The organism is Micromonospora sp. RB23, from assembly GCF_053585025.1.
Genome location: NZ_CM132111.1, coordinates 2,221,978 through 2,234,874 on the forward strand (window position 1 = coordinate 2,221,978; position 12,897 = coordinate 2,234,874).

A 12,897-nucleotide genomic window follows, 5' to 3' on the forward strand; every position below is an offset into this window, starting at 1 on the left:
GGCGGTCGTGACAGCGACCACGCAGGTTCTGTTCGTCCAGGGCGCCGGCTCCGGCACGTACGACGAGTGGGACAGCCGGATGGTCGACAGCCTGCGGCGCGAACTCGGTGCCTCGTACGACGTCCGCTACCCACGCCTCCCCGACGAGGACGATCCGCACTGCGCCACCTGGAGCGCTGCCATCCGCCGGGAGATCGCGGCCCTGGACGACGGAGCCGTCGTGGTCGGCCACTCGGTGGGCGGGACGATTCTCGTCCATGCGCTCGCCGAGCGGCCCCCGGTGCGTGAGCTGGCGCTGATCGTCCTGGTCGCCGCCCCCTTCGTTGGCGCGGGCGGCTGGCCCGGCGACGAGTTCGAGCTGCCCGTCGACCTCGGCGTCAGGCTGCCGCGCGGCGTGCCGGTGCGGGTGTTCCACGGTCTCGGGGATGGGACGGTGCCGCCGTCGCACGCCGACCGGTACGCGGACGCGTTGCCACAGGCCCTCCTGTACCGGCTCCCCGGGCGCGGTCACCAACTCGACGACGACCTCGCCGAGGTGGCGCGGGTGATCACCCGGGACGTCCCTCCCACGCGCTGAGCGCACCTTCGGAGTCGTGGCCCTCGTTTGCTGCGTCGGACGTCACTTTGACGGCTCAGGCTAATGGTATTAGCCTTTGGCTAAGCCAATTAGCTTGGAGGGTCTGATGACCGAGTTCCTGAACGTCGACGGCGGCACCCTGGCGTACGAGGTGACCGGCGACTCCGGCCCGCTCGTCGTGCTCGCCCACGGCATGGGTGACAGCCGTGAGGCGTACCGTTTCGTCGTGCCGCGCCTGGTGGCCGCCGGCTACCGGGTGGCCGCGGTCGACCTGCGCGGTTGCGGCGAGTCGACCGCGCGATGGCACTCCTACAGTCGCACCGACATCGCGGGCGACCTGCTCGCCGTGATCCGCCACCTCGGCGGGCCGGCCGTGCTGGTCGGCCACTCGATCTCCGGTGGGGCCGCTACCATCGCCGCCGCCCAGGACCCCGGGTCGGTCGCCGGAGTCGTCGAACTCGCACCCTTCACGCGCAAGCAGTCGATCAAGCTGGGTGACCTGCGGGTGGCCCGATACCGCAGGGGCATCACCCGGCTGCTCGGCACCGGCCTGTTCGGCAGCGTCCGGCTCTGGCGCAGCTACCTCGACGTCGCGTACCCGGGCCGGAAGCCGGCCGACTGGGCCGCCCGCACGGCCCGGATCGACGCCATGATGCGCGAGCCCGGCCGGATGGCGGCGATGCGCGCAATGGGCCGGTCGGCGCCGACCGACGCCGGGGCGCAGCTCGGCAACGTCCGCTGTCCGGTCCTGATCGTCGAGGGCACGCTCGACCCGGACTGGGCCGACCCGCGCGCCGAGGGCGAGGCCATCGTGGCCGCGCTGCCGACCGGTCTGGGCCGGCTCGAGATGGTCGAGGGCGCGGGTCACTACCCGCACGCGCAGTACCCCGACGAGGTGGTGGCCCTGCTGCTCGACTTTCTGCGCGCGCACGCCCACGCCTGATCGACGCTCAGGCCAGCAGTTGCTCCCGCATCCGCGCGCCCAGATTGATCCGGCCCACCGGGTGCCCGGCATGCGGATCGTGGACGTCGAGGCTGTTGTTGCGGCGCATCAGCGCGCGGACCGGCGGTGGCAGCCGCAGCGGGTCGTCCATGGCCGCGAGGATCTGCGCGGCGCTCGCGATCAGTCGATCGACCAGGGCCGCCGCGTCGGTGTCCACCCGTAGCCGGCCGTACTCCCAGCCGGCGGTGGTGAGGTCGAGCACCTCGAACATGTGGGTCACCAGCGGCGCCGGATCGGTCACCCGATCGAGCCGGGACGCCCGATCGCCGACCACCGCGACGGCGGCGGCCACCTGGGCGTACGGGTGGAAGCCGCAGGGCAGCGCGAACAGCGGCCAGCGCAGTCCGGGGCCGGCCTCGGACCATAGTTGCCGGTAGTTGCGCCGGTTCACGAGGAGTCGTCGGCCCGTCCGACGGTGGATCTCCTGGGCCTGTGCCCGAAGATCCAGGTGTGCCTCGTCGGCGACCTGGTGCAGGACCCGGGCCGCGACCACCAGGCCGTCGTCCCCGCTCAGCATCCCGGTCGCCGCCTCGACCTGCGCCGGGAACGGGGTTCGCGCGTGCGGGCCGTAACCGTGCTGGAGATCTCGCAGCAGCGCCTGCTGCCGCTCCGGGTCGAGCTGGATCCGCCCGCCGCCCAGCAGCCGCTGGAGCCAACGCATGTCGCCTCGTTTCAGCAGAGCCGTCCCGAACTGTCGCCATGCTATGCGCCGGGGGATCGTCGCGTGTCACAGGGGTGCGCGGTAACGGCGGAACCCACATTCCAGAGTGTCATTTAGTGAGGACCGTCTATATTGACGTCCGTCGTCGGCAGCGACAGGATCTCGGCACCACCACCGCCGCGATCTCCCTTGGGAGGCGTCATGCCCCGTCCCCGCCTGCCGCTCCTGCGGGCAGCCGCCCGACTGGCCGCACTCGCCACGGCCACCGTCGGAGTCCTGCTCGCCGCCACCACACCCGCCAGCGCCGCCGTCCCCTCCGGCCGCTACGTCGCGCTGGGCGACTCGTACACCGCAGGTCCCCTGATCCCGACCCAGGTGGACCTCAACTGTCTACGGTCGAACCGCAACTATCCCTCCCTGGTGGCCGCGGCCGCCGGCTCGACGTCGTTCGCGGACGTGAGCTGCTCCGGGGCCACCACCGACGACATCCTGTACGGCGGCAGTGGCCAACTGGGCATCAACCTGCCACCGCAGCTCAACGCGGTCACGTCGAGCACGTCGCTGGTGACGGTGCAGATCGGCGGCAACGACATCGGCTTCTCCGGCATCATCAGCGAGTGCGCGGAGGCGAGCGTCAGCAGTCCGCTCGGCTCGCCGTGCAAGAACCGGTACACGGCCGGCGGCACCGACCAGTTGCAGGCCCGGATCGCGGCGACGGTGCCGAAGGTGACCAGCGTGCTCCAAGGGATCCGTCGTGCGGCGCCCAACGCCCGGGTCGTCGTCCTCGGCTATCCGGCGATCGTGCCCGACAGCGGGTACGGCTGCTGGCCGGTGGTCCCGATCGCCTATCAGGACGTGCCGTACCTGCGCGGCATCGAGAAGTCGCTCAACGCCATGCTGGCCAGCGCCGCCGGCGCGAACGGCGCCACCTACGCCGACGTCTACACGCCGTCGATCGGCCGGGACGCGTGCAAGAGCAGCGGCACCCGGTGGGTCGAGGGTCTGGTGCCGCAGAACTCCGCCGCGCCTTTTCATCCGAACGCCCGTGGTGAGCAGGGCATGAGCACCGCGTTGCTCGCCACCCTGAGCTGACCGGGCGCGATCGTCGCCGCCGGCCCCGCCGTACGACGGCGGGGCCGGATTGCGACCGTTCCGCCACCGCCGGAGACTGTCGGACATCCGTGCCACGATCCTCGTCGTGGATGGATGGACGTACAACGACCGCCCCGAGGGCGTGCACTTCCTGACCGAGCGGGTCGCCGAGCCGGGTCGCGCCGAGATCGAGGCCGAGATCTGGGACTGGGTCGTGCGCGGCTACGACGACCCCGACGAGTTCCTGGACTACCTCGACGGGGACGACGACCGACACGGCGCCACCGACGACGACCTGAGGTCGGCGTACGAGCGGGCGCTGACCGCCCGGCGCGAGCAGCAGCAGCGGTGGGGCGCGGTGCGCGGCAACCTGACCCGTGCGTTCGCCGAGCTCACCGAGGTGGGCGTGGTGGCCAGGGAGAACTTCAGTTGCTGCGGCACCTGCGCGTCCGCCGAGATCCACGACGAGCGCGACGACTCCCGGCACTGGCAGGGCTACCTGTGGTACCACCAGCAGGACACGGAGTCGCTGCTCGCCAGCGAGGAGGGCGAGGTCTACCTCGGCTACGGCGTCTACCCGTCGGCGGACTTCGACGAGGCCGCCTACTCGGCCCTGCCGGAGGCCGAGCAGCAGGCCCGCTACCAGGCCGATCTGGAGCGCTTCCTCGATGAGGTCGCCTTCCCGGTGCTCCGCCGGCACGGCATGCGGGTGGAGTGGAACCGCAAGCAGTCGCAGCGGGTCCGGGTGACCGGCGCGCAGTGGTACGCGCCCCTGTCGAGCGTCTGAGACGGGTCGCGCCAGCCGTCACCGCCGCCGGTGGTCGTTGAGGCGGGCGGCCTGGCGGGTGAGGTGGTCCCGCTCGGCGAGGTTGGACGCCTTGCGGGCCGCCTCGGCGTAGAGCCGCGCCGCCGTCGTCAGGTCACCGTCGCTCTCGTGCAGGTACGCGGCCACCGCCGTGTACCGCGGCAGCGAGTCGTCGAGCCCTGCGAGGGCCGCCAGCCCGGCCCGGGCGCCGTCGGCGGCGCCGACCGCCACGGCGCGGTTGAGTCGGACGACGGGGCTGTCGGTCAGCCGTGCGAGTTCGTCGTACCAGCCGACGATCTGCACCCAGTCGGTCTCCTCGGCGGTGGGCGCGTCGGCGTGTAGCGCCGCGATGGCGGCCTGCGCCTGGAACTCGCCGAGCCGGTCGCGGGCGAGGGCCGCCTGGAGGATTCCGATGCCCTCGGCGATGGCGGTCGTGTCCCATCGGCCGCGGTCCTGCTCCGCGAGCGGCACCAGGCTGCCGTCGGGCCTGGTACGGCTGGCCCGGCGGGCGTGGTGCAGCAGCATGAGGGCGAGCAGTCCCGCCACCTCGGGATGGTCGATCGCGGCCGCGAGTTGCCGGGTGAGCCGGATGGCCTCGGCGGCGAGGTCGACGTCGCCGGTGTAGCCCTCGTTGAAGACCAGATAGAGCACGCGCAGCACGGTGGTGACGTCGCCGGGTTGGTCGAACCGTACGGCGGAGACGGTGCGTTTGGCCCGGCTGATGCGCTGCGCGATGGTCGCCTCGGGCACCAGGTAGGCGTGGGCGATCTGCCGGGTGGTCAGCCCTCCGACGGCGCGCAACGTGAGCGCGACGGCCGACGACGGCGTCAGCGACGGGTGGGCGCAGAGGAAGTAGAGCGCAAGCGTGTCGTCCACCGCGCTCGTGGCTCCGGGCGTCGGCTCGGCGTCGGCGACGTCCTCACGGCGGCGACGGGCGGCGTCCGCGCGGGCGGTGTCGAGGAACCGCCGCCACGCCACGGTGATCAGCCAGCCCTTCGGGTCGCGCGGCGGATCGGCCGGCCAGACGCGAACGGCCTCCACCAGCGCGTCCTGCACGGCGTCCTCGGCCGCCGCGAAGTCAGCTCCGCGGCGGACGAGGACGGCGAGCACGCCCGGCGTGAGGCTCCGGAGCAGTGCCTGGTCCATCGCGGACGTCACTCCGTGATGGTCGGCGGCTCGGTGAGGAACGGGCGTACCTCGAGCCACTCGTGGATCGGCTTCCCACCGGCGCCCGGCGCGGCCGACAGCTCGCCCGCCAGTTCGACGGCGCGCTCGTAACTGTCGACGTCGATCACCATCCAGCCGGCGATGAGGTCCTTGGTCTCGGCGAACGGGCCGTCGGTGACCGGCGGGCGTCCCTCGCCGTCGTAGCGGACCCAGGCCCCCTCGGGGGCCAGCGCCTGGCCGTCGACGAACTCGCCACTCTTCTCCAGCCGGGTGGCGAAGTCGTGCATGTACTGCATGTGCGCCGAGATCTCCTCCGGCGTCCACCGATCCATCGGCACGTCGTTCACCGCGGCCGGACCGCCGCGGTAGTGCTTCAGCAGCAGGTACTTCGCCATGTCGTCTTCCTCCTCGCTGGCGCGACCCGTTCTGGTCACGTTCACCCCGGGGACGACACCGGGTGTGGTTTCTCGACATGGTGGCCGAAAAAACTTTTGGCGGGCTCGGGGCACGCCGTCCGGCGCGGCTACCGGTGGCCGGGTGGTCCGGTGCTGCCCCGGACGACGAGCGCCGTGCCGAGTTCGTACCGTTCCTGGGGCAGGGCGTGACCGTCGGCCAGCGTCAACGCGAGGCGGGCAGCGGTGGCCCCGATCTCCGTGAACGGTTGGCGCACCGTGGTCAGCGGCGGTGACGTCCAACTCGCCTGGTCCACGTCGTCGAAGCCGACGACGCTGAGGTCCTCGGGAATCCGGCGGCCGAGGTCGTGGGCCGCCGCGTAGACGCCGAGGGCCTGCAGGTCGTTGCCGCAGACGACGGCGGTGGGTGGTTCGGGCAGGGTGAGCAACTCGCGGCCGAGGTCACGGCCGGCCACGAAGCTGAAGACGCCCTGCCGTTCGAGGCTGTCGTCGAATCCGATGCCGGCATGATCCAGCGCGGCCCGGAACCCGTCCAGCCGGGCCCGCGCCGCCAGGTCCTGCACCGCCCCGGTGAGCACCCCGATCCGCCGGTGACCGAGGTCGAGAAGGTGCCGGGTGGCGGCGAGTGCGCCGCTCCAGTTGTTCGACCCGACGGCGGGAGTGGGGAAGAGTTCGCCGCCCGGGTCGATGGCGACCAGGGGTATCCCCATGGCGGCCAACTGCCGGCCGTGCTCGGCGGTGACGAGTGAACAGACCGCGATGACAGCGGTCGGATGCCGCAGCAGCAAAGGCTCCATCCAGGGCAGCCCTGCCGTCACACGGTGCCGGAGGTCGACGAACCCGACAGTGCAGTCGCGCGCGTCGGCGACCTCCTGGATGCCGCGCAGGATCTCCAGCGCGATCGAGGGCAGCATGTGGTGGAAGAGCACCTCGACGCAGCGGGTTCGCACGGCGTCCTCCGGCCTCCGGTAGCCGTGGTCGCGCAGCAGCGCCTCCACCCGCTGCCGGGTCTGCTCGCCCACCCCGGCGCGACCGTTGAGGACCTTGGACACCGTGGGCGGGGAGACTCCGGCGAGCTCGGCGATCGTGGCGACGGGCAGGTCACCCTTCAGCGGTTTGCGGGGGCGGCGCCGCCGGCTCTCGTCGCTCACACGGCGAGTCTACGGTCGCGGCACCGGCCGTTCAGCCGGGCGGACGGGCCACCGGACGGTAGTCGAACCAGTCGAAGGCCGCGACGCCGTCGGTCACGTACATGCCGATGACCCGGCCGGTGAAGCCGCCCGCGACCTCGGTGGAGAGGTACCGCCCGTCGAGTTCGGCCAGCAGCACGTGGCCGTCCGCGGTCTCCACCTCGAACGCGATCATGTCGCTGGTGGCGGGGCGTACCCCGAAAGGTTCGTCGGTGGCGGTGAGGTCGGCCGTGGACGTCACGGTCGGCGGGTAGAGATCGTGGGTCCGGGTGGTGATCGTCAGGATGAGCGGACCACCGGGTACGTCGAGGGTCGCGAAGACCTGCCGGAACGGTCCCACCCGGCCGACGACGCGGACGACGGTGTCCTGGACCTCGAGGTCGTAGTGGTGCGCCTCGTCGATGCGCAGGGTGAGCCCGGCCGTGCCGCCGCCCGGATCCATCCGCACGCTGGCGCGACAGTCATGGTGGCGTTGGCGGGCCGCCACGATCGTCGCGCCGGCGCGGTCCAGCGTCGTACCGGTGGCGCGCAGGGTGAGCCATCCGGGCCGCTCGGTCAACGACCAGGCCGCGTCGGGACGGGAGCGGGGCGAAACCCAACCGGGTGCGAGGCTTGTCGTGTCGAAGTCGTCGCGGTGCGTCCCCGGATCGGGTGGGGCGGCCAGGGCCGGCGGGCTGCCGGCGGGTGCGGCGGTGATCTCTCGGACGGGGTCGACAACGGGCCAGCCGTCGACCCAGCGGACCGGCACGAGGAACGTCTCGCGCCCGAGCACGTGAAAGGGCGGCCACTGGCCCTTCGGCCGGATCCCCAGCAGGACCATCCACCAACTGCCGTCCGTGGCCTGCACCAGGTCGGCGTGCCCGGCCGCCTGGACGGGGAGGTCGGTGCTCCGGTGGGTGAGGATCGGGTTGGTCGGCGCGGGCTCGAACGGCCCCCGAGGGCTGCGGGACCGGGCAACCGAGACCGCGTGACCGGTGTGCGTGCCGCCCTCGGAGAGCAGCAGGTACCACCATCCGCCGATCCGGTACAGGTGCGGCGCCTCCGGGTACTGCCCGCCGGTGCCGGACCAGAGCGCGATCGGACCCTCGAGCACCCGGCCCGTGTCCGGGTCGATCCGATAGCCGTCCACTCCCGAGGTGGTCAGCCAGCAGGTGCCGTCATCGTCCCAGGCCAGGGACGGGTCGACGTGCGGCAGGTCGAGGTAGACCGGCTCCGACCACGGACCGGTGGGATCCGTCGCGGTGACGATGAGGTGCCGGCCGAGGCTGACGTTGGTGGTGATCACCCAGAACCGGCCGTCGTGGTGGCGGATGGTCGGCGCGAAGATGCCGCGGGACGCGTCGGCGTCGGGCGGGATCTCCAACTGACTGGCACGGTCGAGGACGTTACCGATCTGTCGCCAGTGGACCAGGTCCCGGCTGTGCAGGAGCGGCACCCCGGGGAAGTACTCGAAGCTTGAGCAGACGAGGTAGTAGTCCTCGCCGGCCCGGCAGACGCTCGGGTCGGGGTAGAAGCCGGGTACGACCGGGTTGTGGTAGCCCGCAACGGCCGACGAGCCTGAGGACACAGCTGCCACCTCCGGGCGGTCGGTGCCGGGATGTCGCGGTGTGTTCGCGATAACATCTCGTGGCTCTGGATGCTACGAACGAGCTGCGTCGATGGCAAGGCGCCCTGGCGGCCGGCCGTGGGCGCGCCCCTGCGCGCCGATCCGAAACATGACCGACACCTATTGACGCGCAGCGCCGTCATCTACGAAGGTCTATGGAGGATGCATGGCGCGCCGCCGGGAGCCCGGCGCGCCGGGTCTCGGCTGTGAACGTTGACCGACGGTGCGAGCGGGCCGCGCCTGTTAACGCTAACAGCAAGCGCCCACCACGCGTCCCCGGCCGCCACCGACCGTCCCCGCCAGGACTCGAACGGCAAACCGGCCGTGGGCACGTCCCCGCCATCGCGCCAATTCCGGCGGCGCCTCCAGCGGCGCCGTCCCACCTGCGTGAGGTCTCTGGCCTGCGCAGATTGGAGAGACCATGTCCGAAGTGACACGAAGAAACGTGCTGCGGGCCGGTGCCGCGGGCGCCGGCGCCGCGCTGCTACCGGTCGCGTGGTCCGCCGTCGCACGCGCCGGTTCGGTCGCGCCGCCACAGGTGCTCGCCGCCAACGACCTGGCTCTGTGGTACGACGAGCCGGCCGGCACCGACTGGCTCCGCGCGCTGCCCATCGGCAACGGACGCCTCGGCGCCATGGTGTTCGGCAACGTCGACACCGAACGGCTCCAGCTCAACGAGGACACCGTCTGGGCCGGCGGTCCGTACGACTCCGCGAACACCCGCGGCGCGGCCAACCTCGCCGAGATCCGGCGGCGCGTCTTCGCCGACCAGTGGACGTCGGCGCAGGATCTGATCAACCAGACGATGATGGGCAACCCCGGCGGACAGCTCGCCTACCAGCTCGTGGGCAACCTCCGTCTCGCCTTCGGCTCCGCCAGCGGCGCGTCGCAGTACAACCGGACGCTCGACCTGACCACCGCCACCGTCACGACGACGTACGTGCTCAACGGCGTCCGGTACCAGCGTGAGGTGTTCGCCAGCGCGCCCGACTCGGTGATCGTGCTCCGGTTGACCGCCGACCGCGCCAACTCGATCACGTTCAGCGCCACCTTCGACAGCCCACAGCGGACGACGATGTCGAGCCCGGACGCCGCCACGATCGCGGTCGACGGCATCTCCGGAGCCATGGAGGGTGTCAACGGGTCGGTGCGTTTCCTCGCGCTTGCTAACGCCACCGCGACGGGCGGAACGGTCAGCAGTTCGGGCGGCACACTGCGGGTCTCCGGTGCCACGAGCGTGACCGTCCTGATCTCGATCGGGTCCAGCTACGTCAACTACCGCACGGTGAACGGTGACTACCAGGGCATCGCACGCACCCGCCTCAGCGCCGCCCGCGGGGCGAGCTTCGACCAGCTACGCGGCCGCCACCTCGCCGACTACCAGGCGCTGTTCAACCGGGTGACCATCGACCTCGGGCGTACGGCGGCGGCCGACCAGCCGACCGACGTGCGGATCGCCCAGCACGCGAGCACCAACGATCCGCAGTTCTCGGCCCTGCTGTTCCAGTTCGGCCGGTACCTGCTGATCTCCTCCTCGCGTCCGGGCACGCAACCGGCGAACCTCCAGGGCATCTGGAACGACTCGATGACCCCGCCGTGGGACTCGAAGTACACGATCAACGCCAACCTGCCGATGAACTACTGGCCCGCCGACACCACGAACCTGGCCGAGTGTTTCCTGCCGGTCTTCGACATGATCAAGGACCTGACGGCCACCGGCGCGCGCGTCGCCCAGGCGCAGTACGGCGCGGGTGGTTGGGTCACCCACCACAACACCGACGCCTGGCGGGGCGCCTCGGTCGTCGACGGGGCGCTGTGGGGCATGTGGCAGACCGGTGGCGCCTGGCTGGCCACGCTGATCTGGGAGCACTACCTGTTCACCGGCGACGCCGGTTTCCTCCAGGCCAACTACCCGGCGCTCAAGGGCGCCGCCCAGTTCTTCCTCGACACCCTGGTCGCCCACCCGACGCTGGGCTATCTGGTCACCAACCCGTCGAACTCGCCGGAGCTGCCGCACCACTCGAACGCCAGCGTCTGCGCCGGCCCCACGATGGACAACCAGATCCTGCGGGACCTGTTCGACGCCGTGGCCCGGGCCAGCGAGGTGCTGGGTGTGGACACCACGTTCCGCTCCCAGGTCCGTACGGCGCGGGACCGGCTGGCACCGATGAAGGTCGGCTCCCGGGGCAACGTGCAGGAGTGGCTCGCCGACTGGGTGGAGACCGAGCGGAACCACCGGCACGTCTCCCACCTGTACGGCCTGCACCCCAGCAACCAGATCACCAAGCGTGGCACCCCGCAGCTCTACGAGGCCGCCCGCCGGACGCTGGAACTGCGCGGCGACGACGGGACCGGCTGGTCCCTCGCCTGGAAAATCAATTACTGGGCCCGGCTGGAGGACGGCGCCCGCGCCCACAAGCTCCTGAAGGACCTGGTACGCACCGACCGGCTCGCGCCGAACATGTTCGACCTGCATCCGCCGTTCCAGATCGACGGCAACTTCGGCGCGACGTCCGGCATCGCCGAGATGGTGCTGCACAGCCACAACGGCGAGCTGCACGTGCTTCCCGCGCTGCCGAGCGCCTGGCCCACCGGCCAGGTCGCGGGACTGCGCGGGCGGGGCGGCTACACCGTCGGCGTGGCCTGGACCAGCGGGCAGGCCGACGAGATCAGCGTCCGCGCCGACCGGGACGGCACGGTACGTCTGCGCGCCCGCCTCTTCACCGGGTCCTTCACCCTCGTCGACGCCACCGACGGCAGCACGCCCAGCACCACCCGACCCGAGACGGACGTCGTCCAACTCGCCGTCCGTGCCGGTCACACGTACCGCGCGGCGCGGCCCGGTGTGACACCGTCACCGACGCTGAGCACCACGCCCTCGCCCACCGTCTCGCCGACCCCGAGTCCGACCGACACACCGAGCCCGATCCCGACGCCGACGCCGACCGTGTCGAGCACGCCGTCGCCGTCCGGCGCGCGGGCCACGTACACGGTGACGAACTCGTGGTCGGGCGGGTTCCAGGGCTCGGTCACGGTGACCGCCGGCGCGACGGCGATCCGGGGTTGGACGGTCTCCTGGACGTTCCCCAACGGGCAGGCGATCACCCAGATCTGGGGTGGCACGCACACCCAGAGCGGTGCGAGTGTGCGGGTGACGAACGTCGACTACAACGGGTCGTTGCCGGCCGGTGGCTCCACCACGTTCGGCTTCCTCGCCTCCGCGACGGGAACCAACAACCCGCCGACCGACATCACCTGCACGACCACCTGACGCGGCGCGTCGGTCTTCCGCCCGCCGTTGGCCCTGCGTCGACGGCGGGCGGGGGCGCGCCGCTCGTCGTCCTGGATCGGCCCGCCGGTGTGGGAGAGCGCCACCGGCTACCCGGCTGCGTCGCCGCCGGTCCGCCGAACCCGCCTGCGCCACCGCTGGTGGCGCCATACGGCCACCACGCAGGCCACGGCGAGGAACAGGGCGGCGGCACCCCTCCAGGCGCGTTCGAACCACGGTCGTTCGGTGCCGAACGCTGCCTCGCCGCTCGCCATCAGCCACAGCCCGACCCACGCCCACTGCCAGCCCCGCGGCCAGGAGAAGGTGTCCGGCGGGTCGGTGAACGCGCCGACCGCGATGACCGCGGCGCCGACGACGAGGAGCAGCGGTACGCCGACGCGCGTGACGAACTCCCAGAACGACACGTGCCGATCATCGCGGTCGCGCGCGAGGGGCGCCAGAGCCGTGGCTCAGGAGACCGCCGCGCGCACCAGCTCGACGACCCGCTTCTCCACCTCGGGGCTCCACGCGCGCAGGGCGTACGCCACCGGCCAGAGGTCCCCGTCGTCGAGGTTGGCCGGGTCCTGGAAGCCCAGCGTCGAGTACCGGTAGTTGAACTTGCCGGAGTCCTGGAAGAAGACGACGATCTTGTCGGCTGCGTTCGCGTACGCGGGCATCCCGTACCACGTCTTCGGCGACAGCTCGGGCGCGGCGGTGGTGACCGCCACGTGCACCCGCTCGGCGAGCGCGCGGTCGTCCGGCGCCATCTGCGCGATCCGGTCGAGGACCGCCTGCAACCCGTCGGCCTTCTTGGCGCCCTTGCGGCCCTCGGCGCGCAGCTCGGCCGCGCGCTCCTTCATCGCGGCGCGCTCCTCGGCGCTGAAGCCGTCGGAATCGGTCGTGGCGGACTTCGCGGACATGGTGGGCTCCCTCTCGCTCGTCGTGGTTCGGCGTTGTGCCGGCCACCTGCGAAAAGGCTAGGCCCGCACGGTGCGGGCGAGCTTCTTGATTCCTGACCGGCTCGGGCCGGATACGGCGGGGCGGGGCGTCCGGGTCCGCTCGCCGAGCGCTTATGCTCGGAAACCGGAGCAGGGCGCGTCCCCGTCGGGGCAGCA

The 12,897-nt window shown here is 71.8% G+C and carries 12 protein-coding genes; 5 read left to right on the plus strand and 7 right to left on the minus strand.

Annotation, left to right across the window (positions count from 1 at the left end; genetic code table 11):
* The first annotated feature begins 7 nt into the window (after positions 1-7).
* Together ACTFTM_RS10260 and ACTFTM_RS10265 are read left to right on the plus strand one after the other, a co-directional pair.
* Positions 8-577: an alpha/beta fold hydrolase gene (locus ACTFTM_RS10260; RefSeq protein WP_449565559.1), complete on the plus strand. Its 570-nt coding sequence runs from the start codon at positions 8-10 to the stop codon at positions 575-577.
* Positions 578-683: 106 nt separating this feature from the next.
* Positions 684-1,520, plus strand: coding sequence for an alpha/beta fold hydrolase (locus ACTFTM_RS10265; RefSeq protein WP_449565560.1), 837 nt, complete (start codon positions 684-686; stop codon positions 1,518-1,520).
* 7 nt (positions 1,521-1,527) lie between these two features.
* Here ACTFTM_RS10265 and ACTFTM_RS10270 read toward each other — a convergent pair whose 3' ends face one another.
* Complete coding sequence (locus tag ACTFTM_RS10270) at positions 1,528-2,241, minus strand: hypothetical protein (RefSeq protein WP_449565561.1); 714 nt, start codon at positions 2,239-2,241, stop codon at positions 1,528-1,530.
* 201 nt (positions 2,242-2,442) lie between these two features.
* Between ACTFTM_RS10270 and ACTFTM_RS10275 the strand changes: the two genes are divergently transcribed.
* Entirely contained in the window at positions 2,443-3,333 is an 891-nt protein-coding gene (locus tag ACTFTM_RS10275) for an SGNH/GDSL hydrolase family protein (protein ID WP_449565562.1), read from the plus strand.
* 106 nt (positions 3,334-3,439) lie between these two features.
* Positions 3,440-4,120, plus strand: coding sequence for a DUF6891 domain-containing protein (locus ACTFTM_RS10280; protein ID WP_449565563.1), 681 nt, complete (start codon positions 3,440-3,442; stop codon positions 4,118-4,120).
* Between the two features lie 18 nt (positions 4,121-4,138).
* On the opposite strand, the gene ACTFTM_RS10285 is transcribed toward ACTFTM_RS10280, so the two are convergent.
* From ACTFTM_RS10285 to ACTFTM_RS10300, 4 genes are all read right to left on the minus strand, one after another.
* Entirely contained in the window at positions 4,139-5,284 is a 1,146-nt protein-coding gene (locus ACTFTM_RS10285) for an RNA polymerase sigma factor (protein ID WP_449566598.1), read from the minus strand.
* Between the two features lie 8 nt (positions 5,285-5,292).
* Positions 5,293-5,700, minus strand: coding sequence for a YciI family protein (locus tag ACTFTM_RS10290; protein WP_449566599.1), 408 nt, complete (start codon positions 5,698-5,700; stop codon positions 5,293-5,295).
* A 128-nt stretch (positions 5,701-5,828) separates the two neighbouring features.
* Entirely contained in the window at positions 5,829-6,869 is a 1,041-nt protein-coding gene (locus ACTFTM_RS10295; protein ID WP_449565564.1) for a LacI family DNA-binding transcriptional regulator, read from the minus strand.
* Positions 6,870-6,900: 31 nt separating this feature from the next.
* Positions 6,901-8,475 carry a glycoside hydrolase family 43 protein gene (locus ACTFTM_RS10300; RefSeq protein ID WP_449565565.1) on the minus strand — a complete coding sequence of 525 codons (1,575 nt, stop codon included), beginning with the start codon at positions 8,473-8,475 and terminating at the stop codon, positions 6,901-6,903.
* Between the two features lie 460 nt (positions 8,476-8,935).
* On the opposite strand from ACTFTM_RS10300, the gene ACTFTM_RS10305 reads away from it, so the two are divergent.
* Positions 8,936-11,785, plus strand: a complete 2,850-nt coding sequence (locus tag ACTFTM_RS10305; RefSeq protein ID WP_449565566.1) for a glycosyl hydrolase family 95 catalytic domain-containing protein — start codon at positions 8,936-8,938, stop codon at positions 11,783-11,785.
* Between the two features lie 107 nt (positions 11,786-11,892).
* On the opposite strand, the gene ACTFTM_RS10310 is transcribed toward ACTFTM_RS10305, so the two are convergent.
* Both ACTFTM_RS10310 and ACTFTM_RS10315 read right to left on the minus strand, forming a co-directional pair.
* Positions 11,893-12,207: a hypothetical protein gene (locus tag ACTFTM_RS10310; protein ID WP_449565567.1), complete on the minus strand. Its 315-nt coding sequence runs from the start codon at positions 12,205-12,207 to the stop codon at positions 11,893-11,895.
* A 45-nt stretch (positions 12,208-12,252) separates the two neighbouring features.
* On the minus strand, positions 12,253-12,702 hold the full coding sequence (locus tag ACTFTM_RS10315; RefSeq protein ID WP_449565568.1) for an iron chaperone: 450 nt from the start codon (positions 12,700-12,702) through the stop codon (positions 12,253-12,255).
* Positions 12,703-12,897 lie beyond the last annotated feature (195 nt).